The organism is Methylobacterium sp. AC433, assembly GCF_979253015.1.
Genome location: NZ_CEEDBN010000005.1, coordinates 127,673 through 148,657 on the forward strand (window position 1 = coordinate 127,673; position 20,985 = coordinate 148,657).

Consider the following 20,985-nt stretch of genomic DNA (forward strand, 5'->3'; position numbering starts at 1 on the left):
AGGCATTGCGCCGATCGACCCTGATTTCGGAATGAGCCGACGTCGGCTGTTTCCGCCGGGAATACCGAGGAAGGCGACGCGGCGGGTCATGGTCCCGGCGATCCTGATGAGATCCTTATAAGATCGCCCTCTCGTCCCTCTCGAACCCTAATGCGGTTCCGGGCCACATCAAGGTCATGAGCGCGACCGGTCATGGCACCGGTCCGCCGAACCGAAACGGACGCACCATGCTCGATCTGACCTTCATCGCCGTGGGGCTCGCCTTCTTCGGCCTGGCCGCCGGCTACGCCGCCCTTTGCGAACGCCTCTGAGGGACCTGCCATGACCCTCGACCTCACCCTCGGCGCCCTCGTGACCCTCGGGCTGCTCGGCTACCTAACCTACGCCCTCGTCCGCCCCGAGCGGTTCTGAAGGAACACCTCCCATGACCCTCAACGGCTGGTTCCAGATCGCGCTGTTCTGCGCGGTCGTCGTCGCGCTCGCACGCCCCCTCGGCGGCTACATGACCCGCGTGTTCACGGGTGAGCGAACCCTCCTGTCTCCCGTCCTCGCGCCCGTCGAGCGTGGGCTCTACCGCGTCGCCGGCATCAACGCCTCGCAGGAGCAGCACTGGCTGGCCTACGCCCTGACCATGCTGACCTTCCACGTCCTCGGCTTCCTCGCCCTGTACGGGCTTCTGCGCTTCCAGGCGGTGCTGCCGTTCAATCCGGACGGGCAGTCGGCGGTCGCGCCCGACCTCGCCTTCAACACGTCGACGAGCTTCGTCACCAACACCAACTGGCAGTCCTACGGCGGCGAGACGACGATGTCGTACCTCACCCAGATGCTGGGGCTGACCCACCAGAACTTCCTGTCGGCGGCCACCGGCATCGCGCTCGCCGTCGCCCTCGTGCGCGGCTTCTCCCGGGCCTCGGCCAAGACCGTGGGCTCGTTCTGGGTCGATCTGACCCGGACCACCCTCTACGTGCTGCTGCCGCTCTGCATGGTGCTGACCCTGTTCTACGTCTGGCAGGGCATTCCGCAGACGCTCGGCGGTGCCGTCGAGGCGACGACCCTGGAAGGCGCCAAGCAGACCCTGGCGGTCGGCCCGGTGGCGAGCCAGGTCGCGATCAAGATGCTCGGCACCAACGGCGGTGGCTTCTTCAACGTCAACGCCGCGCACCCGTTCGAGAACCCGACCACGCTGTCGAACTTCGTCCAGATGGTCTCGATCTTCGCCATCGGCGCGGCGATGACCAACGTCTTCGGCCGCATGGTCGGCGACGAGCGCCAGGGCTGGGCCATCCTGTCCGCCATGGGCGTGCTGTTCCTCGCCGGAACCGCGGTGGTCTATTGGGCTGAGAGCGCAGGCAGTCCCGTCCTCAATTCCTTCAGCCTCACCGGGGGAAACATGGAGGGCAAGGAGGTCCGCTTCGGCATCGTCGCGTCCGCCCTGTTCGCGGCGGTGACCACGGCGGCGTCCTGCGGCGCGGTCAATGCCATGCACGACAGCTTCACGGCGCTCGGCGGCATGATCCCGATGATCAACATGCAGCTCGGCGAGATCATCGTCGGCGGCGTCGGCGCCGGCCTCTACGGCATCCTGGTCTTCGTCATCGTGACGATCTTCGTGGCCGGGCTGATGGTCGGCCGGACCCCCGAGTATCTCGGCAAGAAGATCGAGGGCCGCGAGGTCAAGATGGCGATGCTCGCCATCCTATGCCTGCCGCTGATAATGCTCGGCTTCACCGCGCTGGCCACCGTGGTCGCCGCCGGCCTCGCCGGGCCCGCCAACGCCGGCCCGCACGGCTTCTCGGAGATCCTCTACGCCTTCACCTCGGCGGCGGCCAACAACGGCTCAGCCTTCGGCGGGCTCACGGCGAACACGGCTTTCTACAACACGACGCTGGGTATCGGCATGCTCTTCGGGCGGTTCTTCGTGATCGTCCCGGCGCTCGCCATCGCGGGGTCGTTGGCGGCCAAGAAGACGGTTCCGGCCTCCGCGGGGACGTTCCCGACCCACGGCGGCCTGTTCGTCGGGCTCCTCGTCGGCGTGATCCTCATCGTCGGCGGACTGACGTTCTTCCCCACCCTGGCCCTCGGGCCGATCGTCGAGCACCTCGCCGGCGGCCTTGGTCAGACCTTCGCGGCGGGAGGCTGAGATGCAACTCGCCATGCTGCCATCCCGCAACCGCGCCGCGATGCGGCGCGCCCTGGCCCGTCACAGGCCGCGGTCCCAGCCCTGGAGCCGGATCGAGCGCAACCGAAAGGACATTCGGCTTTCGGACGTCATCCTCGCCATGCTCGGCCTGGCCATGCTCGGCGCCCTCGGCCTGATGGCCGGGGTCGCCCTCGTCGGCGATGCGCTCGCACCTTGAACCCCGCTCCACGGCGCGGGACCGCGCCGACCCTGAAGACGTCTTCCAATCGGACACCCGCAATGGCCCGCCCAAATTCCACCAGCCTGTTCAGCGCCGCTCTCGTCGGTCCGGCGCTCATCGGCGCCCTGACCAAGCTCGACCCACGCAAGATGATCAAGAACCCGGTCATGTTCGTGGTCGAGGTCGTGGCCGCGCTGACCACCGTCCTGTTCATCCGTGACGTAGCGACCGGCGGGGCGAACCTCGCCTTCTCCGGCCAGATCATCCTCTGGCTGTGGTTCACCGTGCTGTTCGCCAACTTCGCCGAGGCCATCGCCGAGGGACGCGGCAAGGCCCAGGCCGACAGCCTCCGGCGCACCCGCACCGAGACCATGGCCAAGCGCCTGAAGGGCGCCGGCCGGGAGTTCGAGACCATCCCCGGCAACGACCTCAAGGTCGGCGACGTGGTGCTGGTCGAGGCCGGCGACATCATCCCGTCGGACGGCGAGGTGATCCTCGGCGTCGCCTCGGTCAACGAGGCCGCAATCACGGGTGAATCAGCACCGGTGATCCGGGAATCCGGCGGCGACCGCTCGGCGGTCACCGGTGGCACCCAGGTGCTCTCCGACGAGATCCGGGTGCGGATCACCGCCGCCGCCGGCTCGACCTTCGTCGACCGGATGATCGCCCTGGTGGAGGGTGCCTCGCGACAGAAGACCCCGAACGAGATCGCGCTCAACATCCTGCTCGCGGGCCTGACCATCATCTTCGTCTTCGCCGTCGCCTCGATCCCGAGCTTCGCCTCCTATGCCGGCGGATCGATCCCGCTCATCGTGCTCGTCGCACTGTTCGTCACCCTGATCCCCACCACCATCGGGGCGCTCCTGTCCGCCATCGGCATCGCCGGCATGGACCGCCTTGTGCGCTTCAACGTCCTTGCCATGTCGGGGCGCGCCGTCGAGGCGGCTGGCGACGTCGATACCCTGCTGCTGGATAAGACCGGCACGATCACGCTGGGCAACCGGCAGGCCATCGAGTTCCGTCCCGTCCGCGGCGTATCCGAGCAGGACCTCGCCGACGCCGCCCAGTTGGCATCGCTGGCCGACGAGACCCCGGAGGGTCGCTCCATCGTGGTGCTGGCCAAGGAGAAGTACGGCATCCGCGCCCGCGACATGGGAAGCCTCAACGCCACCTTCGTGCCGTTCACCGCCCAGACCCGGATGAGCGGCGTCGACCTCGACGGTTCCTCCATCCGCAAGGGCGCCGTCGATTCCATCATCGCGTCGGTGAGCCAGCAGCCGATGGCCACACGCGGATCGAGCGCGGCCCTGGCCTACAGCCCCGGCGTCGCCGACGAGGCCGTGCGCGAGATCCAGTCCATTGCCGAGGACGTGGCCAAGGCGGGCGGCACCCCGCTCGCCGTGACGCGGGACGGCCGGCTTCTCGGCGTCGTCTACCTCAAGGACATCGTGAAGGGCGGCATACGCGAGCGCTTCGCGGAGCTGCGCCAGATGGGCATCCGTACGGTGATGATCACCGGCGACAACCCCATGACCGCCGCCGCCATCGCGGCGGAGGCCGGCGTCGACGACTTCCTCGCCCAGGCCACCCCGGAGGACAAGCTCGCGCTGATCCGCAAGGAGCAGTCCCAGGGCAAGCTCGTCGCCATGTGCGGCGACGGCACCAACGACGCCCCGGCGCTGGCCCAGGCCGATGTCGGTGTCGCGATGAACACCGGCACGGTGGCGGCCCGCGAGGCCGGCAACATGGTCGACCTCGACAGCGACCCGACAAAGCTCATCGAGATCGTCGGCATCGGCAAGCAGCTCCTGATGACCCGCGGGGCACTGACCACCTTCTCCATCGCCAACGACGTGGCCAAGTATTTCGCCATCATCCCGGCCATGTTCCTGGTGCTCTACCCGCAGCTCCAGGCCCTCAACGTCATGGGCCTCGCCTCGCCCGAGAGCGCGATCCTCTCGGCCATCATCTTCAACGCCCTCATCATCGTCGTCCTGATCCCGCTGGCGCTGAAGGGCGTGTCCTACCGGGCGGTCGGCGCCGGGGCGCTGCTGCGCCGGAACCTCCTGATCTACGGGCTCGGCGGCATCCTCGTGCCCTTCGTCGGCATCAAGGCGATCGACCTCGCGGTCACCGCCCTGCACCTCGTCTGAGCCGTCCCCGCCGATCACCTCTTGGAGCATCGCCATGTTGAACCAGCTTCGCCCCGCCTTCGTCCTTCTGATCGCCCTGACGGCGATGACGGGCCTCGCCTACCCCCTCGCGATGACCGGCATCGCGGGGGCGATCTTCCCGGCCAAGGCCGCCGGCAGCCTGATCGAGCGCGACGGCAAAGTCGTCGGCTCCAGCCTGATCGGGCAGTCCTTCACGCAAGACGGATACTTCCACGGTCGTCCCTCGGCCACGAGCGCCGCCGATCCGGCCGACGCCACCAAGACCGTGCCGTCGCCCTACAACGCAGCGAACTCATCTGGCTCCAACCTCGGGCCGACGAGCGCGGCCCTGGCCGAGCGGGTCAAAGGCGACCTCGACGCCCTGAAGGCCGAGAACCCTAGTGCCACCGTGCCGGTCGACCTCGTGACGGCGAGCGGCTCGGGCCTCGATCCCGACATCTCGCCCGAGGCAGCCCTGTTCCAGGTTCCCCGGGTCGCCAAAGCGCGCAATCTGCCCGAGGATCGGGTGCGCTCCCTGGTGGGGGCCCAGGTCCAGGGTCGCTTCCTCGGTATCCTCGGAGAGCCCCGCGTGAACGTGCTCGCCCTGAACCTCGCCTTGGACGGTTCAGACTCGAAGTAAGCCAGCCTCATGACAGGCCGCCCCATGCCGACGCCCCTGCGCGAACCCGACCGTCCCTCGCCCGACGCCCTGCTGCAGGCCGCGCGTCGGGAGGAAGGCGGACGGGGTCGCCTCAAGATCTTCCTCGGGGCGGCCCCGGGGGTTGGCAAGACATACGAGATGCTCACCGTCGGCCGGGCGAGGCTGAAGGCCGGCACCGACGTGGTCGTCGGTGTGGTCGAGACCCACGGGCGCGCCGAGACCCTGGCGCTCGTCGAGGGGTTCGAGGTGCTCGGCCGGCGCTCGGTCGCGTACCACGGCACGGCGCTCGACGAGATGGACCTCGACGGATTGCTGGCCCGAAGGCCCGCCCTGGCGCTCGTGGACGAGCTCGCCCACACCAACGCGCCGGGCTCGCGCCACCCCAAGCGCTACCAGGACGTCGAGGAACTGCTGGACGCCGGCATCGACGTCTACACCACCCTCAACATCCAGCACGTCGAGAGTCTGAATGATGTCGTCGCGCAGATCACCCGCATCCGGGTGCGCGAGACCGTGCCCGACGGCGTCCTCGACCGGGCGGACGACATCGAGGTGGTGGACCTCAACCCGGACGACCTGATCCAGCGCCTGCGCGACGGCAAGGTCTACGTGAAGGGCAACGCCGAGCGCGCGCTCAAGCACTACTTTTCGCGGGGCAACCTGACGGCCCTGCGCGAACTCGCGTTACGCCGCACCGCCGACCGGGTCGACGACGAGCTCCTGAGCCACATGCGGGCCAACGCCATCGCGGGCCCGTGGGGCGCCGGCGAGCGCGTCCTGGTATGCGTCAGCGAGGATCCCCGCTCCGCCGGCCTCGTGCGCCATGCCAAGCGGCTCGCCGACCGGCTGCACGCGCCCTGGACCGCCATCACGGTCGAGGGTCCCCGCAGCCTGTCACTCGACGAGGCCGCCCGCGACCGCATCGCCGACACCCTCCGCCTCGCCGACCGCCTCGGCGGCGATGCCGTCACGCTTCCGGGCGGTCGACGCGTCGCCGACGACATCCTTGCCTACGCCCGTTCGACCAACGTCAACCACATCATCCTCGGCAAGGCCGACCGGTCGAAGCTGTTCGAGCTCCTCAACGGCTCGGTGGTGCACGACATCGTCCGGCACTCGGGCAACATCAGCATCCACGTCATCACCGGCGAAGCGGCGAAGGCCGATCCGGTCCCCCCGAAGACGGTCGCCACGGCTCCGGCCAAGCCGCCCTTCGCACCAGTGCCCTACGTCGTCGGTGTCCTCGCCACCGCCGTGGCCCTCGGGCTCGCCCTCTTGGTCGAACCGTATCTCGGCGTCGAGAACGCCGATCTCATCCTTCTCACCGCCATCGTCGCCGTCGCCGTACGGTTCGGCCTGGGACCGTCGCTGGCCGTCGTCGTCATCGCCTCGCTCTCCTACAACTTCTTCTTCCTGCCGCCGGTCTACACCCTCACCATCGCCGACCCGACCAACGTCGCCGCGTTCCTGCTGTTCACGGTGGTCGCCGTGGCGGTCTCGAACCTCGCGTCGCGGTCCCGCCGCGAGGCGGTGGTCTCGCATGGCCGGGCCCGGGCCACGGAACGCCTCTACGGCTTCAGCCGCAAGCTCTCCGGCTGCGGCACCCTCGACGACGTACTCTGGGCGACCTCCGCCCAGGTCGCCGCCATGCTTCGGGTCCGGGTTGTCGTCCTTCTCCCCGATCAGGGAGCGGTCTCCGTCCGGGCCGGCTTCCCACCCGAGGACACCCTCGACGCGGCCGACCTCGGCGCGGCCAAGTGGGCCTTCGACAACGAGCGACCCGCCGGCAGGGGCGCCGACACCCTGCCCGGCGCCAAGCGGCTGTTCCTGCCGATGCGGACGGGGCGCGGCATCGTCGGCGTGATCGGCCTCGACGCCGACGGCACGGGTCCCATCCTCTCGCCCGAGGACCGCCGCCTGTTCGACGCGCTCGCCGACATGGCGGCGCTCGCCGTCGAGCGGGTCCGGCTGGTGGAGGATCTCGACCGGGCCGAGCGCGCCGCCGAGACCGACCGCCTGCGCCAGGCCCTGCTCACCTCGATCAGCCACGACCTGCGCACCCCGCTGTCCTCGGTGCTGGGTGCGGCCACCACCCTGCGCGACCTCGACGAGGCGCTGCCCCGCGACGCCAAGGCCGAGCTGCTCGCCACCATCATCGCGGAATCGGAGCGGCTCAACCGCTTCATCGTCAACCTCCTCGACATGACCCGGCTGGAGGCGGGAGCGGTCGCGGCGAGCCTGACCCCGCAGGACGTCGGCGAGACCGTCGACACCGCCCTGCGCCGCTTAGGCTCCATCCTCGCCGGCCATCAGGTCGTGCTCGATCTTCCGGCCACCCTGCCGGCCCTGCGCCTCGATCCCGTCCTGTTCGAACAGGTCCTGGTCAACCTCCTCGACAACGCCGCCAAGTACGCTCCCGAGGGCTCGACCGTCACCGTCAGGGGCGCGGTCGAGCCCGGACAGGTCCGCCTCCAGATCCTCGACGAGGGCGACGGCGTGCCGGTGGCCGACGTGGAGCGCGTGTTCGACAAGTTCTACCGGGTCCGCAAGTCCGACAGTGTCCGGGCCGGGACGGGCCTCGGCCTCGCCATCGCCCGCGGCTTCATCGAGGCCATGGGCGGCACCCTGACCGCCGGCAACCGCCACGACCGCCTCGGCGCCGTCTTCACCATCATCCTGCCCGTCCCGGTTCCGGGACGCGGCGAAGCGGATATCGCCGCATGACCATGAACATCCTCGTCATCGACGACGAGCCGCCGATCAGGAAGCTCCTGCGCATGGGCTTGGCCACCCAGGGTTACGAGATCTTCGAGGCGCCGGACGCCCGCACCGCCCTCGATGTCCTGTCCCGCGAGACGGTCGACCTGACCATCCTCGACCTCGGGCTGCCGGACATGCGCGGGCACGACCTGTTGCGCCTCATCCGCATGGATTTTCGCGACCTGCCGGTGGTGGTCCTGTCGAGCCGCGACGACGAGGCTGGCAAGGTCGAGGCGCTCGACCTCGGGGCCGACGACTACGTCACCAAGCCCTTCGGTATGGGTGAGCTCCTGGCCCGTATCCGCGCGGCCCTGCGCCACCAACTCGCGGTCCAGGGCGAGCGAGCCCTGTTCGAGGTCGACGGCCTCAGCGTCGACCTGGTGCGCCGCCTCGTCCGGGTCCGCGGCACCGAGGTGAAGCTGACCCCACGCGAGTACGACTTCCTGCGCGTGCTGATCCAGCATGCCGGCAAGGCGCTGACACACGCCCAGCTCATGAGCGCGGTGTCGACCTCGTCCGACCCGCAATACCTGCGCGTCTACATGCGCCAGCTTCGCCTCAAGCTGGAAGAAGACCCCGAGCGCCCGCGCATCCTCCTGACCGAGACCGGCGTCGGCTATCGCCTACGTGCCCCCGAGGACGAGGCCCGGGCTTGATGGCGGGTTTAGCCGTGCATGAAGGCGAACCCTTCGAGATCCTTCCGGACCCGGGCGCTTGAGCGAGCCCCTCGACCCATACCGCAGTCCCGCGACCGAGCCGACCCGAATGACCATCGACGAGATCCTATCGCCCGACCAAGTCTCCGTCGGGGTCCGTGCGGCGAGCAAGGCCGCGCTCCTGGACGACCTGGCGCGCCGGGCCGCCCAGGCGCTCGGTCTCGATGCCGCGTCGCTGCGGACGGCGCTGGAGAAGCGCGAGGGCCTCGGTTCGACCGGGGTCGGGGACGGCATTGCGCTGCCGCACGCCCGGCTGGAGAGCGTCAGGCACCCGTTCGGATGCCTGGTACGCATGCGCGATGCGGTGGACTTCGACGCCATCGACGAACGGCCGGTGGACCTCGTCTTCCTTCTGCTGCTTCCGACCGATGCGCAGGGCTCGCAACCCAACGCTCTGGCCTGCGTCGCCCGCCGGATGCGGGATTCCAAGACGGTGGCGGCGATGCGGGGAGCCCGCGATGCCGGGGCGCTGTTCGCGACTATGAGGGGCAGCCGGACGTCACCGTGACGGCCTACAGGCTGTCGATCCAACGACACTGGATGCTGTGCACCCTGACCGTCCAGGATGGGTGGGAAGCAGCTTGGCTGCTTTCGGTCGCAAGACGTTCTTAAGCGGACCTAAGATGACCTGCCGACTCCGGATGGACGGTCCAACCCATCGCAGGGTCGAAGTTCGTTGAAGTGGGATGCCGACATCATCAGAGGCGATGCGACCGGCACGAAAGCGCTCTGCCTCGGGAGACAGCGTGATTCACGATTGCAAAGCCCCGGTCACGCGACATCTCGTGCTGGTCCGGCATGGCCAGAGCGTAGCCAACCGATCCGGCCTGTTCACGGGATTGCTGGACTCGCCCTTGACCGAGCAGGGCCGGATGGAAGCCGAGGCAGCCGGGCGGCGTTTGGCCGAGCGCAGCTGGCGCTTTTCCGCAGCCTTCACCTCGACGCTGACGCGGGCCGTCGTGAGCGGCCGGCTTATTCTCGATGCGCTCGGGCAACCCGGATTGGTCCCCCAACGCTTCGCCGCGCTCGACGAGCGAGACTACGGCGACCTCAGCGGGCTCGACAAGATCGCCGCCGATGCGCGCTGGGGGGCGGAGCGGATCGAGACCTGGCGCCGCTCCTACGCCGAGGCGCCGCCGAACGGTGAGAGCCTTCGCGATACCGTCGCCCGCATCGTGCCATGCTACCTCCGAACCATCCAGCCGGCGGTCATGGGCGGAGACGTGCTCGTCGTTGCCCACGGCAATTGCCTGCGGGCGCTTGTCATGGCGCTTGAAGACCTGAGCCCCGCGGAGGTCGAGCACCTCGAACTCGCGACGGGCTCCGTCAGGATCTATGAGCTTGCTGCGGACACGGCGATCAAGGCCCGTTGGATCGACGGGTGAATCCGCCTGTCGGCCCCACAAAATGGGTCTCCGCAAACTCTGAAGGGGTCATCATTCCATCTATTTCAGTGATGGGAAACATCTAATCATTCCGTTGGAGTGAATGAACGGGACCTGGGATCCTCCGGCATCACATCGGAGCCATCCATGTCCGCGCCCAGACTTTTCTCCCACTCTCGTTCGACGCGTGCCTTAGCCGGCACGAGAGCCATCCTTCCGGGACTGGGCCTCTGTGTGGCGGTCACCGCCGCAGCGATCGGCTTCGAAGCCGTCGAGACGCACCTGTTCGGTCGCGCTTGGCTCGAAGCCTTGGTGCTGGCGATCCTGCTCGGGAGCGCGATCCGCACCGCCTGGACCCCGTCGCAGCGTTTCTTTCCCGGCATCGCTTTCGGGGCCAAGACCGTGCTGGAGATCGCGGTCGTACTGCTCGGCGCGTCGCTCAGCCTCGCGACGATCCTCGCCGCCGGACCGGGCCTGCTCTTCGGCATCGCGGGCGTCGTCGTCGTGGCGATCCTGTCGAGTTACGGCATCGGCCGAGCGCTCGGGCTGCATCCGCGCATGGCGATCCTCGTGGCCTGCGGGAACTCGATCTGCGGCAACTCGGCGATCGCGGCCACGGCACCGGTGATCGGCGCCGATGGCGAGGACGTCGCCGCCTCCATCGCCTTCACCGCGGTGCTGGGCGTGCTGGTGGTGCTCGGCCTGCCGCTGCTGGTGCCGCTGCTCGGTCTGTCGCCGATGCAGTACGGCGTGCTCGCCGGCCTCACCGTCTACGCTGTTCCGCAGGTCCTCGCCGCCACCGCGCCGGTCGCGGCGCTCAGCGTCCAGGTCGGAACCCTGGTGAAGCTCGTCCGGGTGCTGATGCTAGGCCCGGTCGTCCTGATGCTCTCGCTCGGCGCAAGCCGGCTGCGCGAGGAGACCGACGAGGCCGCCCCCGGCGTCACCGCCGGCGACCGCCCTGCTCGCGCCGGCCTCGCGATCCACCGCCTGGTGCCGTGGTTCATCCTCGCCTTCCTGGCGCTCGCGGGCCTTCGCTCGGCCGGGCTGGTCCCGCAGGTCGCGCTCGCGCCGATGTCGGAGACTGCCAACGTGATGACCGTGGTTTCGATGGCGGCGCTCGGTCTCGGGGTCGATGTGCGCAGCGTCGCTAAGGCCGGAGCACGGGTGACCCTGGCGGTGGTCGCCTCGCTCGTCGCACTCGGCGCCGTCAGCCTCGGTCTGATCCGCGTGCTGGGCCTCGCTTGAACCGATCGGATGCGCCCGAGGCCCGGTCAGGCCCCGGCGAGGCAGGGCGAGACGAAGAGCTCCCCGCGATAGGCCCCGCGCAACGTGCGCACGGACACGATCAGCCAGAGTAGGGTCAGCAGGCCGACGAGGCCCGCTCCGAGCCAGGCGAACCCGCTGAGTGCCGTCACTTCGCCGATCCGCAGGGTGGCCAGGGCATAGACGCCGAGCGGGAAGATGTAGCCCCACCAGCCGAGGTTGAACGGAACGCCGGCGCGTAGGTAGCGCACGGTGACGGCGAGCGAGAGCAGAAACCACCAGGCGCCGTAGCCCCAGAGGATCAGCGCGCCGATCAGGCCCGTGATCCTGAGGATCTCGGGCGCGCCGGCAAAACCGCCTGCCGCGAGGATCGGGCCACCGGCCTGCCCCAGCACGAGCAGGCCGAGCGCCCCGGTTCCGAGCGGACCGAGGGAGAGCCAGCTCGATGCGGCCATCTCACGCGGTGGCAAGTTGTGCAGCGCCATGCGCAGCACCAGGATCGCCAGGATGCTCAGCGCCAGCGGGACCGAGACGCCCCAGAGTACGAAGCTCGTGACGATGACGGCGAGTTGTTGGCTCTCGCCGCTCAAGGCTGGAGCGAGCAGGCCACCGGAGACGGCGACGACCTCGGCTGTCACCACTGGCAGCAGCCATACGGCCGTCATCTGGTCGATGCGGTGCTCCTGACGGGTGAACATCAGGTAGGGGATCGCGACAGCACAGATCAGAGCGAGCGCCACGTCGAACCACCACAGCGGCAGTGCGATTCGGACGGTCTCTGCGCCGAGATAGGGCGGACCGAATATCAGCAGCCCGTTCAGAAGCGTCGCCAGTGCCATCGGGATCGCCCCGAAGAACATCGACACCGTCGAGTGTCCGAAGATCCGTCGGGCGCCGTCGAAGTAGAAGATCCAGCGCGCGCCGTAGACCAAGCAGAAGGTGGCGAAGAGCACGACGGAGGCGAGCCAGAGCCCGAGCGGCACAGGGGCCAGCAGGGCATGCGTCGCTGGCAGACGGTCGAGGGTCAAGGCGACCACGCCAGTGCCCATCACCACGGTGAACCAGTTCGGCGTGAATTGTCGGACCACGTCCCGCGGATGCTGGAGGCGCGAGAGCGGCTTTAGGCCTGTGCTGATCGCCAGCAGACTGGATTCGGACACGGGGCGCTCTTGGGCTTCGGAGGGTCAACGCACCGGCTCTAGCACGACCCCGCATCGCGCGCCGCCGCGATAGACAGCAACTCGCAAGCGGCGCTTAATCATCAAAACAATCGATTAAAACTAGCTAATCAAACCATTAGTACGAATGGTTTCCGGCCGCTACCTTCTTGTCATCACGAACCGGCGTGACGACCCCACCAGAAGGATATCGACCATGACCCGTACGATCGCCGCCGTCGCCCTCGCCGCCTCCGCGCTTGTCGGCATGACGGGCCTCTCGCAGGCCCAGGGCCTCCGCGCTCCGCAGGTCCGCTTCATCACCAGCCCATCCGCACCGATCTACGGCGACGCCGATGGCGCCAACGCCAAGAACCCGGCACTCCCGGCCTACGCCCGTGGCCGAGGCCAGGAGACCGGCGGCCCGGCGCGGGAACTGATCGGACGCTGACAGCGCCCCCTTGGCCGCCGGGCATCCGTCCGGCGGCGCGTGAAGCCTTCGACCACCCGAATGGCAGGGAGATCCGTCATGACCCGACCCACCATCGAGACCACCGACGAGGCCTAGCAGGGCGAGACCAGCGGTCATATGCGCTGGGTCCTATTCTGGACGGTCGCCCTGACTGTCGCCGCCGTCGGCACCGCTTGGCTGACGATCATCTGATCCGGCCGCCCGCCATTGATCGGAGATCGGAGATCTTCGGATGATCGCAATCGGAGATCGTTGAGATCTCGAACGATCATTGGATGGAATAATCGTCTCGCCGTAGCATCTCCTTCACGGAGAAGACGCCTCTTTGCCGGGATGCCTTGGATCGATGACCCGAGTTTCCGGCGGCGAGACCGAACCGTCTCGACCGACGCCAATGCCGTCCGCCGACGGCGACACCGAGATCTAGCGACCGGCCGACGCGGCCCAACAAACGATTCCAGGGAGACATCATGCGCCATCTGCACGAACCGTTGAACCGCCGCCTCGTCCTGGGTGGCCTAGGGGTCGGCAGCCTCGCCGCCGCCATGCCGGCCTGGGCCGCGGGCTCGGTGAAGCTTCCGCTGCCCGGCGGCCCGGACGAGCGGGCGCTGACCACCGCCTTTCCGGGCAAAGGCGAGATGATCCTCCAGCGCACCCATCCGCCGCTGCTGGAGACGCCGTTCTCGGTGTTCGACGAGGGCGTGTTCACGCCCAACGACCGCTTCTACGTGCGCTGGCACTGGGCCTCGATCCCGACCGAAGTCGATGCCGGCACCTTCCGGCTCAAGGTCCACGGCCACGTCGATAAGGAACTCTCGCTCTCGCTCGACGCCATCGCCGGCCTGCCGCGCTTCGAGATCGCCGCGGTGAACCAGTGCTCGGGCAATTCACGCGGGCTGTTCGAGCCGCGGGTGCCCGGGGCGCAATGGGCCAACGGCTCGATGGGCAACGCCCGCTGGACCGGGGTGCGCCTCAAGGACGTGCTCGAAAAGGCCGGGGTGAAGGCCGGTGCCGTGCAGGTGCGCTTCAACGGCCTCGACGAGCCGGTCGTCGACGACGCGCCGGACTTCAAGAAGTCCCTCGATCTCGACCACGCCAACAATGGTGAGGTGATGATCGCCTACGCGATGAACGGCGAGCAGCTCCCGTTGCTCAACGGTTTCCCGCTCCGCCTCGTGGTGCCGGGCTGGTACTCGACCTACTGGGTCAAGATGCTGTCCGACATCGAGGTGCTGGACAAGCCCGACGAGCAATACTGGATGAAGACCGCCTACCGCATTCCGGACGTGCCGGGCGCCAACATCAAACCAGGCCAGACCGGCTTCAAGACGGTGCCGATCAACAGGATGGTGCCGCGCTCGTTCATCACCAATTTGCAGGACGACGCCAAGGTGGCAGCCGGAACGCCGGTGGCCATCCGCGGCATCGCTTTCGGCGGCGATTGCGGGGTAAAGGCGGTCGAGTTCTCCAGAGACGGCGGGGCGACGTGGTTTCCGGCGCAACTCGGCGCGGACGAGGGCCCCTACAGCTTCCGCCGCTTCGACGGCAGCCTGCCGGCGCTGGCCGCCGGCACCCATGCGGTTAAGGTCCGCTGCACCAATACCAACGGCGTCGCCCAGGGCATGGACCAGGTCTGGAACGCCAACGGCTTCATGCAGAACGGCATAGAGACCGTGTCCTTCCAGGCCGCTTGAGGAGACCAGCCATGAACCCGATCCGCCCTGCGGCCCTCATCGCCGCGCTCGCCTTGTCTCCTCTGGTGGCGCTCGCCGCCCCGGCCCCCGAGCCGATGCGCTTCACCTCGCAATCCATTGCGATGCCGACCTCCGACCGGATCTTCCCCGACGGGCCGGGGGCCGAGGCCGTCAACAACAACTGCCTTGCCTGCCACTCGGCCGGGATGGTGCTGACCCAGCCCAAGCTCACCAAGGCGCAGTGGACCGAGACCGTGAACAAGATGGTTCACGTCTACAAGGCGCCGGTCGATCAGGCCGACGTGCAGACCATCATCGATTACCTCACGGCGTTGAAGCCGACGCCCTGAACCCCCGATTCCCGAGGCCGCCGCGCTTTTTTCGCCGGCCTCGGGGAATAGACCGCGCCTTCCGGCGTCTCCTCAGGGCGATGCACGGCCGGCCCGGCCTTGCACGACGGATTTCCGATTTCGAACCAGCCCTCACGGCAGGCCCCGGCCGCCGAACGAGCGCGCATGCCCGAGAGACACGCTTCATGACCCATATCCGCACCAGCCTGCGCGCCCTCGTCGCCGGAGCCGCCTTGCTCCTCGCCCAGGGCCAGCCCGGGTTCGCCGCCGGTTTCGACGGGGCGATCAAGAACAACGCGCTGGCGCTGAACGCCGCCGGTACGGTCGCCGCTGTGTCGAACAGCGAAGAGAGCGCCGTCATCGTCTACGACGTCGCCAAGGGCACGGTGCTGCGCCGCCTCGACGGCTTCGTGACCCCGCGCAACATCGTGTTCGCGCCGGACGGCGCCCGCTTCTACGTCTCCGACAGCGGCACCGGCCGGATCACGGTCTACGAGACCGCCACCGGCAAGGAAGCCGGCGTTCTCGCCGCGGGCCCCGGCGCGTTCGGCACGGTGCTCTCGGCCGACGGGACCAAGCTCTACGTCAATAACGAGGCCGCGAGCACGCTGACCGTGTTCGACACCAGGACCATGCTCGCCGAGGCTGTGATCCCCGGCTTCGCGCAGCCGCGCCAGGGCGTGAAGTTGTCGCCGGACGGCAAGACCGTGTTCGTGACGAACTTCCTCGGCGACAAGATCACGTTGGTCGATACCGCCACCAACAAGATCACCGGCGAGATCGCCGGGTTCGACAAGCTGCGCGCCATCTCGATCACCAAGGACGGTAAGACGCTGTTTGCCGCCAACAGCGGCCGCAACACGATCGGCGTGGTCGATGTCGCCGCCCGTAAGGTCACGTCCGAGGTGGCGGTGGGCAAGGACCCCTACGGCGCCGCGCTGACCCCGGACGGGCGCTTCGTCTATTCGGGCAATCTCAAGGACAACTCCTTGTCGGTGATCGACACCGGCACCCTCAAGGTCGTCGCCACGGTGACCGGCCTGAACGAGCCGCGCCAGGCGATCGCGTTCTCGGCCGACAACGCCCACGCCTACGTCCTCAACCGCGACCTTAGCGTCGCCGTGGTGGACCGGGCGAAGAACGCGGTCATCTCGACCATGAAGCCCTGAGGCGTCGCGCGCCGGGTGCCTTCTCGGCTCCCGGCGCGTTCCCGATGTCGACACGTCACGAACGCAGGACAAAGACCCCATGCTCGGCCTGTTCCAGCGCAAGGACCGCCTCATCGTCCACGGAAAGGCGCCCTACAACGCCGAGCCGCCGCTCGATCGCCTGCGCGCGGCCTTCCTGACTGATCAGGCCGACTTCTACGTCCGCAGCCACGGTGACATCCCGGACCTCGACGCCGACAGCTACCGCCTGATTATCGACGGGATGGTCGCGACGTCGCTCGACCTCTCGCTCGCCGATCTCAAGGAACGCTTCGCGCCCGTCACCGTCACGGCGGTGATGCAATGCGCCGGCAACCGCCGGGCCGACATGCTAGCGGTGGCGCCGGTCTCCGGCGACCCGTGGGCGCCCGGCGCCATCGGCAACGCGGAATGGACCGGCGTGCGCCTCGCCGAGGTGCTGCGCGCGGCCGGCCTCGACGCGGGGGGCGCACGTCACGTCGCCTTCGAGAGCCACGACCGGATCGCCCATACGGACACGCGCTTCGGCGCCTCGATCCCGCTCGCCAAGGCTCTCGCCCCCGAGACGCTGCTCGCCTTCGCGATGAACGGCGAGCTTCTCGCCCCCGAGCACGGTCACCCGCTGCGTGTTGTGGTGCCGGGCTTTGCCGGCATCCGCAGCCCGAAATGGCTCGCCCGCATCACGGTGCAGGATCACCCCTCCAACAACCCGATGCAGGCCGACGACTACAAGCTGTTTCCGCCCGACGTGACCGCCGAGACCGCGGACCCCGCCCACGGCATCACCATCGAGGCGATGCCGCTCAACAGCGCGATCTGCGAGCCCGCCCGCGGCGCGGCGTTGAAGGCCGGCCGGCACGCGATCCGCGGCTACGCCATCGCCAGTGACCGCGCGGTCGCCCGCGTCGATGTCTCGACGGATGGCGGTCGCAGCTGGGCGCAGGCCCGGATCGACCGCGACGCCGACGCACCCTACGCCTGGACGTTCTGGGAGATCGAGCGCGAGCTGACGACCGGCGAGCACGAACTCGCGGTACGGGCCTGGGATTCCGCCGGCCAGACCCAGCCTGCGGCGCCGGACGACACCTGGAACTACAAGGGCTACCTCAGCGCCGCCTGGCACCGGGTGCGGGTAACGGTGGCCTGACCGTCACGCCCAGAGCAGGGCGGTGGCAGCGAGGCCCGAGATCGCGATGAGCAGGGCCGCAACCCCGACGGTGAGGATGCGCGGCATCATCGGGATCTCGGCATGAGCGAGTCGCGCCCGGATCGCTCGGTCCCGCCATGCGGCGCCGGCGAACGAGGCGAGCGCACAGGCGATCAGCGTGAGCGACAGCACCTTCAGTGGCCAGACCGCCAGCACCTCTCGCAGGAAGCGCTGCGCGGCCAGGCCGACGCCGAGGAAGGCGAGCCCGGTGCGAAGCCACGCCACGAAGGTGCGCTCGGCTGCCAGCACCGTGCGGTCCTCGGCGAGCCTGACCCGCGGGTCGTCGGGGGGAACGGGTTTCGCGGGCTCGCTCATTCGGCATCCGCCGTTGCGATCAAATCGAGCAGCGCGTCGGCGGCCCGGCTGCGGTAGCGCTCCTTGTGGCGCAGTACCCGGAACGGCCGGCTCGGCAGGGCGAACGCCGCCCGTACCAGGGTCCCGGCTCGAAGCGCTGCGGCGACCACGGTCTCGGACAGCACGGCGGCCCCGCCCCCGGCCTCGACGGCGGCGCGGACCGCCTCGTTCGAGGGCAATTCGAGTGTGACTTGGAGTTGAGCCGCAGCGAGGCCGGCCGCACCCAGCGCCGCCTCAAAGGCCGAGCGGGTTCCCGATCCCCCCTCGCGCAGCACCCAGTCGGCCCCGGCGAGGTCCTTGGGTTCAAGGGCGGTCGCTCCGGCGAAGGGATGGCCTGGGGCGACCACGAGGACGAGCTGGTCATGAGCAATGGTGGTGCTCGCGAGCGTCGGGTCGTCCAGCGCCCCCTCGACGAAGCCGAGTTCGGCCTGCCCGGCGCGGACCGCATCGGCAGCGTCGGTGGTGTTGCCCACCGCCAGCCGGATGGCGATCTCAGGGTAGGCCCGGCGGAAGGCGACAAGGTGGCGCGGCAGCCAGTCGCTGGCGATGGTCTGGCTGGCGTAGAGGGCCAGCGTCCCGCGTCGCATGCCGCTGAGGTCGGCGAGCACCAGCTCGGCGGCCTCGGCCCGGGCGAGCACCGCGCGGGCCTCGACGAGGAACACGCGTCCCGCCTCGGTCAGCTCGATCCCGCGGCCGACCCGATGGAACAGCTTGGTCGCGTGTCGTCCCTCGATATTGGCGATCGCCGTGCTGACCGCCGACTGCACGAGGTTCAGCGCCTCGGCAGCCCGGGTTACGTGCTGCCGCTCGGCCACCGCCACGAAGATGCGGAGTTGGTCGAGGGTCATGGTTGCCGCGGCGGAACCGGCAATCCACGGACCTGCGCGTCAACCGCCTGCGCGACGGTCAAAAGCCGCGCTTCGTCGGTGCGACCGGTGACGACGTAGGACATGCCGCCATCGACCCAGGAGAAGGCGGCGACGTCGCCCTCGCGGGCGAAGCGGAACACCGTGCGGCCATCCGCATCGCCTACGCGGCTGTAGAGCGTCAGCCGGGTGCCGTGATCGTCATCGTACATCAGCATCGCGGCGGATTCGGAACCCGCCGGCAGCAGCCGGCCCCCCATCAGGCGGAAGCCGTAGGCCGTGAGGTCGGGGGTGGTCACCGCCCGGCCGAGGCGCTTCGAGAGCCACGTCACGAGGTGTGGCTTCTCATCGGCGCGCACCTCCACTGGATGCACCGCCTCGACCACGTAGGTGCGGAAGGCCGCCACCGCGTCGTCGGTCGCCGGCTCGGTTCGCGCGAGCGTGACCGTGGGTACCTGCCGCGCGGCATGGCCGAACCAGCCGGCGGCACCGCCAACCGCGAGGCAGAGCACGGCCGCAGCCGCGACCGGAAGCCAGCGCCCGGTTATCGGGCGATGTCGCGAGCGGATGTTGGCCACCCGGAGCCGCGCCGGGATCGCCTCCTCGGCGATCGGCGCGAGGCGGGCACGCAAGCGCTCGCGCAGGGCGCGATCCGCCGAGACCTCGGCCGCCCGCGCGGGGTTTCCCCTGAGCCATGCCTCGACCAGTGCCTGCCGCTCCGGTTCGAGACGACCGTCGATCAGGCCGTGCAGGTCGTCCTCGCCGACCGGGCGTGGATCCCCGCTCATTTCACCCTCCTCAACAAGCCGGTTCGGCCCGTTTCCAGAAAACTTCGCATCCGCTCCCGGGCTCGGCTTAACCGCGACATCACCGTGCCCAGCGGTACTCCGAGCACCTGCGCCGCTTCCGCATAAGACAGATCCTCGACCGCGACGAGCAGTAGCACTGAGCGCTGCTCCTCGGGCAGGGCGTCGAGTCCGGTGAGCACGTCGCGTGCCCCCATAACGGCCTCGGGGTCGGCACCCGGATCGGGCACCTGCTCCAAAGCCTCAGCGCCGACATCGATGCCGCGCCGGCCCCGGCGTCGAACAGTGCCGAGGAACAGGTTGCGCTCGATCGTGAACAGCCAGGCTCGCAGGTCGCCGTCGCGGCGACGTCCGGACCAGCCGGACAACGCCCGCTCCAGGGTGTCCTGGACGAGGTCATCCGCCGCTTCGCGGTCCCGCAACAGTGCGACTGCGTAGCGCCGCAACGCTGGGATCTGCGGTTCGATGAGGGCGGCGATCTCGTCCACGAGGCTTTACCGATCAGGGCTTGGCGATGTGCCACGCGTCGTTGAGGAATCCGTCGCCGGTGATGTCGCCGGGCTTCGTATCCTTGGCGAAGGTGTAGAGCGGCTTGCCCTTGTAGGCCCACTGCATCGTCCCGTCGTCCCGCGTCACCATCGTCCAGTCGCCACTAGCAGCCGAGCCGGAGGCGGCCATCAGTGCCGGCCAGTTGGCGGCGCAGGGGCCGTTGCACATCGACTTGCCGCCCATGTCCTTGTCGAAGGTGTAGAGGGTCATGCTCTTGGAATCGACGAGCGCCGGCCCCTTGGCAGTCTCGGCCGTCATCGCAGGCGCAGCGGCCTGGGCGGCGACGGCGGAGAAGGCGAAGGCCGCAAAGGCAGCGCGGATCAGCATGGTGTGCATGAGTGAGGTCTCCGGCGGTCGACCATGACCGCATCGGGAGAGATGCCGAACGGGCGCGTCTATTCCACTGACACACGAAAAAGATTGGTGACGTCAGCGTGACCGCCGACTCGTCCTCAACCACGGCATACGGCCGTCACCCAGGAGCAGTCAGAGGAATGATGCGGCGGCGTCACCACTCTGAAAGGCGGAGATCCGAGATCATGCCCTCGCACGGCGAGATCGACTGCAACGTCTGCTTTCAAGAGATACGTTGGCTTGCTCTTACGGCGTAGTTGGGTCGATTTCCGCCGTGTTGATGGGGTGGTGCCAACAATCAAATTGCTTCGAGCGGGCCCTTGCTTCGTAACACTCAGGTTCCGCGTGGTCCCAGCAGGATGACCGCGGCACCAATAAGACAGATCGCGGCGCCGCCGACGTCCCATCGGTCGGGCCGATGTCCCTCGGCCAGCCATGGCCACAGGATCGACGAGACGATGTAGACGCCGCCGTAGGCTGCGTATGCGCGTCCCGCGCTCTCGACGAGGGTCGGCAGGTAGGCGAAAAGGTCAAGCGAAGCCTTTCCAGGCGTCAGCCACCACGGCGAGCGTTCGAGGCGTAGCCAAGCCCAGAAGGCGAAGCATCCGGCAATCTCGGCGACGGCTGCGCCGACATAGGCGATAAGTGTCATCTCGCCGGCATCCGGTGCCCCGCGTCCACGGTCAAGCCT

At 68.7% G+C, this 20,985-nt stretch carries 23 protein-coding genes; 16 read left to right on the plus strand and 7 right to left on the minus strand.

Annotated elements, in window-relative coordinates; all coding sequences use genetic code 11:
• Positions 1 to 176 precede the first annotated feature (176 nt).
• The 11 genes from AC0IWM_RS10175 to AC0IWM_RS10225 all read left to right on the plus strand — a co-directional run bounded on the left by AC0IWM_RS10175 (position 177) and on the right by AC0IWM_RS10225 (position 11,280).
• The gene (locus tag AC0IWM_RS10175; RefSeq protein WP_264051079.1) at positions 177 to 311 is read left to right on the plus strand and encodes a hypothetical protein; all 135 of its coding nucleotides are present in this window, start codon (positions 177 to 179) and stop codon (positions 309 to 311) included.
• Positions 312 to 321: 10 nt separating this feature from the next.
• On the plus strand, positions 322 to 411 hold the full coding sequence (locus AC0IWM_RS10180) for a K(+)-transporting ATPase subunit F (protein WP_036267122.1): 90 nt from the start codon (positions 322 to 324) through the stop codon (positions 409 to 411).
• 13 nt (positions 412 to 424) lie between these two features.
• A complete protein-coding gene (gene kdpA / locus AC0IWM_RS10185) occupies positions 425 to 2,140 on the plus strand; it encodes a potassium-transporting ATPase subunit KdpA (protein WP_056354940.1) in 1,716 nt (571 codons plus the stop codon).
• Position 2,141: 1 nt separating this feature from the next.
• A complete protein-coding gene (locus AC0IWM_RS10190; protein ID WP_056354942.1) occupies positions 2,142 to 2,357 on the plus strand; it encodes a hypothetical protein in 216 nt (71 codons plus the stop codon).
• Between the two features lie 62 nt (positions 2,358 to 2,419).
• Positions 2,420 to 4,513, plus strand: a complete 2,094-nt coding sequence (gene kdpB, locus AC0IWM_RS10195; RefSeq protein WP_056354945.1) for a potassium-transporting ATPase subunit KdpB — start codon at positions 2,420 to 2,422, stop codon at positions 4,511 to 4,513.
• A 34-nt stretch (positions 4,514 to 4,547) separates the two neighbouring features.
• Complete coding sequence (locus AC0IWM_RS10200; protein ID WP_056354948.1) at positions 4,548 to 5,153, plus strand: K(+)-transporting ATPase subunit C; 606 nt, start codon at positions 4,548 to 4,550, stop codon at positions 5,151 to 5,153.
• A 24-nt stretch (positions 5,154 to 5,177) separates the two neighbouring features.
• A complete protein-coding gene (locus AC0IWM_RS10205; RefSeq protein ID WP_056354951.1) occupies positions 5,178 to 7,898 on the plus strand; it encodes a sensor histidine kinase in 2,721 nt (906 codons plus the stop codon).
• Positions 7,895 to 8,590, plus strand: a complete 696-nt coding sequence (locus AC0IWM_RS10210; RefSeq protein WP_056354953.1) for a response regulator — start codon at positions 7,895 to 7,897, stop codon at positions 8,588 to 8,590. Before AC0IWM_RS10205 ends, AC0IWM_RS10210 begins: the two co-directional genes overlap by 4 nt.
• 58 nt (positions 8,591 to 8,648) lie before the next feature.
• Positions 8,649 to 9,158 (plus strand): PTS sugar transporter subunit IIA, encoded by a 510-nt coding sequence (locus tag AC0IWM_RS10215; RefSeq protein WP_244472793.1) that lies wholly within the window; start codon positions 8,649 to 8,651, stop codon positions 9,156 to 9,158.
• Between the two features lie 238 nt (positions 9,159 to 9,396).
• Positions 9,397 to 10,035 carry a 2,3-bisphosphoglycerate-dependent phosphoglycerate mutase gene (locus AC0IWM_RS10220; protein ID WP_056186057.1) on the plus strand — a complete coding sequence of 213 codons (639 nt, stop codon included), beginning with the start codon at positions 9,397 to 9,399 and terminating at the stop codon, positions 10,033 to 10,035.
• Positions 10,036 to 10,182: 147 nt separating this feature from the next.
• Positions 10,183 to 11,280, plus strand: coding sequence for a YeiH family protein (locus AC0IWM_RS10225; protein ID WP_056186060.1), 1,098 nt, complete (start codon positions 10,183 to 10,185; stop codon positions 11,278 to 11,280).
• 26 nt (positions 11,281 to 11,306) lie between these two features.
• On the opposite strand, the gene AC0IWM_RS10230 is transcribed toward AC0IWM_RS10225, so the two are convergent.
• Entirely contained in the window at positions 11,307 to 12,458 is a 1,152-nt protein-coding gene (locus tag AC0IWM_RS10230; protein ID WP_056186063.1) for a TDT family transporter, read from the minus strand.
• 214 nt (positions 12,459 to 12,672) lie between these two features.
• Here AC0IWM_RS10230 and AC0IWM_RS10235 point away from each other — a divergent pair, with 214 nt between their 5' ends.
• From AC0IWM_RS10235 to AC0IWM_RS10255, 5 genes are all read left to right on the plus strand, one after another.
• Complete coding sequence (locus tag AC0IWM_RS10235) at positions 12,673 to 12,906, plus strand: hypothetical protein (protein WP_018044302.1); 234 nt, start codon at positions 12,673 to 12,675, stop codon at positions 12,904 to 12,906.
• Positions 12,907 to 13,397: 491 nt separating this feature from the next.
• Complete coding sequence (locus tag AC0IWM_RS10240) at positions 13,398 to 14,621, plus strand: molybdopterin-dependent oxidoreductase (RefSeq protein ID WP_471754821.1); 1,224 nt, start codon at positions 13,398 to 13,400, stop codon at positions 14,619 to 14,621.
• Between the two features lie 11 nt (positions 14,622 to 14,632).
• Positions 14,633 to 14,971, plus strand: coding sequence for a c-type cytochrome (locus AC0IWM_RS10245; protein WP_018044299.1), 339 nt, complete (start codon positions 14,633 to 14,635; stop codon positions 14,969 to 14,971).
• A 185-nt stretch (positions 14,972 to 15,156) separates the two neighbouring features.
• Positions 15,157 to 16,140, plus strand: a complete 984-nt coding sequence (locus AC0IWM_RS10250; protein WP_018044298.1) for a beta-propeller fold lactonase family protein — start codon at positions 15,157 to 15,159, stop codon at positions 16,138 to 16,140.
• A 79-nt stretch (positions 16,141 to 16,219) separates the two neighbouring features.
• Entirely contained in the window at positions 16,220 to 17,305 is a 1,086-nt protein-coding gene (locus tag AC0IWM_RS10255; RefSeq protein ID WP_018044297.1) for a sulfite oxidase, read from the plus strand.
• A gap of 3 nt (positions 17,306 to 17,308) precedes the next feature.
• On the opposite strand, the gene AC0IWM_RS10260 is transcribed toward AC0IWM_RS10255, so the two are convergent.
• The 6 genes from AC0IWM_RS10260 to AC0IWM_RS10285 all read right to left on the minus strand — a co-directional run bounded on the left by AC0IWM_RS10260 (position 17,309) and on the right by AC0IWM_RS10285 (position 20,946).
• Positions 17,309 to 17,680, minus strand: a complete 372-nt coding sequence (locus AC0IWM_RS10260; protein ID WP_018044296.1) for a YidH family protein — start codon at positions 17,678 to 17,680, stop codon at positions 17,309 to 17,311.
• Positions 17,677 to 18,567, minus strand: coding sequence for a LysR family transcriptional regulator (locus AC0IWM_RS10265; RefSeq protein WP_018044295.1), 891 nt, complete (start codon positions 18,565 to 18,567; stop codon positions 17,677 to 17,679). Before AC0IWM_RS10265 ends, AC0IWM_RS10260 begins: the two co-directional genes overlap by 4 nt.
• Positions 18,564 to 19,373 carry an anti-sigma factor family protein gene (locus tag AC0IWM_RS10270; RefSeq protein WP_018044294.1) on the minus strand — a complete coding sequence of 270 codons (810 nt, stop codon included), beginning with the start codon at positions 19,371 to 19,373 and terminating at the stop codon, positions 18,564 to 18,566. The genes AC0IWM_RS10265 and AC0IWM_RS10270 overlap by 4 nt, the downstream gene beginning before the upstream one ends.
• Positions 19,370 to 19,879, minus strand: coding sequence for an RNA polymerase sigma factor (locus AC0IWM_RS10275; RefSeq protein WP_018044293.1), 510 nt, complete (start codon positions 19,877 to 19,879; stop codon positions 19,370 to 19,372). Before AC0IWM_RS10275 ends, AC0IWM_RS10270 begins: the two co-directional genes overlap by 4 nt.
• 13 nt (positions 19,880 to 19,892) lie before the next feature.
• On the minus strand, positions 19,893 to 20,276 hold the full coding sequence (locus AC0IWM_RS10280; RefSeq protein ID WP_056186085.1) for a COG4315 family predicted lipoprotein: 384 nt from the start codon (positions 20,274 to 20,276) through the stop codon (positions 19,893 to 19,895).
• A 352-nt stretch (positions 20,277 to 20,628) separates the two neighbouring features.
• Positions 20,629 to 20,946: a YnfA family protein gene (locus AC0IWM_RS10285; protein ID WP_264051082.1), complete on the minus strand. Its 318-nt coding sequence runs from the start codon at positions 20,944 to 20,946 to the stop codon at positions 20,629 to 20,631.
• Between the last annotated feature and the right edge of the window lie 39 nt (positions 20,947 to 20,985).

Bases quoted from the DNA above. Each gene is read 5' to 3' on its own strand.
- AC0IWM_RS10250 (WP_018044298.1), top strand. From the start codon at position 15,157: ATGACCCATATCCGCACCAGCCTGCGCGCCCTCGTCGCCGGAGCCGCC.
- AC0IWM_RS10190 (WP_056354942.1), top strand. From the start codon at position 2,142: ATGCAACTCGCCATGCTGCCATCCCGCAACCGCGCCGCGATGCGGCGC.
- AC0IWM_RS10240 (WP_471754821.1), top strand. From the start codon at position 13,398: ATGCGCCATCTGCACGAACCGTTGAACCGCCGCCTCGTCCTGGGTGGC.
- AC0IWM_RS10175 (WP_264051079.1), top strand. From the start codon at position 177: ATGAGCGCGACCGGTCATGGCACCGGTCCGCCGAACCGAAACGGACGC.
- AC0IWM_RS10200 (WP_056354948.1), top strand. From the start codon at position 4,548: ATGTTGAACCAGCTTCGCCCCGCCTTCGTCCTTCTGATCGCCCTGACG.
- AC0IWM_RS10245 (WP_018044299.1), top strand. From the start codon at position 14,633: ATGAACCCGATCCGCCCTGCGGCCCTCATCGCCGCGCTCGCCTTGTCT.
- AC0IWM_RS10225 (WP_056186060.1), top strand. From the start codon at position 10,183: ATGTCCGCGCCCAGACTTTTCTCCCACTCTCGTTCGACGCGTGCCTTA.
- AC0IWM_RS10255 (WP_018044297.1), top strand. From the start codon at position 16,220: ATGCTCGGCCTGTTCCAGCGCAAGGACCGCCTCATCGTCCACGGAAAG.
- AC0IWM_RS10205 (WP_056354951.1), top strand. From the start codon at position 5,178: ATGCCGACGCCCCTGCGCGAACCCGACCGTCCCTCGCCCGACGCCCTG.
- AC0IWM_RS10280 (WP_056186085.1), bottom strand. From the start codon at position 20,276: ATGCACACCATGCTGATCCGCGCTGCCTTTGCGGCCTTCGCCTTCTCC.
- AC0IWM_RS10180 (WP_036267122.1), top strand. From the start codon at position 322: ATGACCCTCGACCTCACCCTCGGCGCCCTCGTGACCCTCGGGCTGCTC.
- AC0IWM_RS10270 (WP_018044294.1), bottom strand. From the start codon at position 19,373: ATGAGCGGGGATCCACGCCCGGTCGGCGAGGACGACCTGCACGGCCTG.
- kdpB (WP_056354945.1), top strand. From the start codon at position 2,420: ATGGCCCGCCCAAATTCCACCAGCCTGTTCAGCGCCGCTCTCGTCGGT.
- kdpA (WP_056354940.1), top strand. From the start codon at position 425: ATGACCCTCAACGGCTGGTTCCAGATCGCGCTGTTCTGCGCGGTCGTC.
- AC0IWM_RS10265 (WP_018044295.1), bottom strand. From the start codon at position 18,567: ATGACCCTCGACCAACTCCGCATCTTCGTGGCGGTGGCCGAGCGGCAG.
- AC0IWM_RS10285 (WP_264051082.1), bottom strand. From the start codon at position 20,946: ATGACACTTATCGCCTATGTCGGCGCAGCCGTCGCCGAGATTGCCGGA.
- AC0IWM_RS10260 (WP_018044296.1), bottom strand. From the start codon at position 17,680: ATGAGCGAGCCCGCGAAACCCGTTCCCCCCGACGACCCGCGGGTCAGG.
- AC0IWM_RS10210 (WP_056354953.1), top strand. From the start codon at position 7,895: ATGACCATGAACATCCTCGTCATCGACGACGAGCCGCCGATCAGGAAG.
- AC0IWM_RS10235 (WP_018044302.1), top strand. From the start codon at position 12,673: ATGACCCGTACGATCGCCGCCGTCGCCCTCGCCGCCTCCGCGCTTGTC.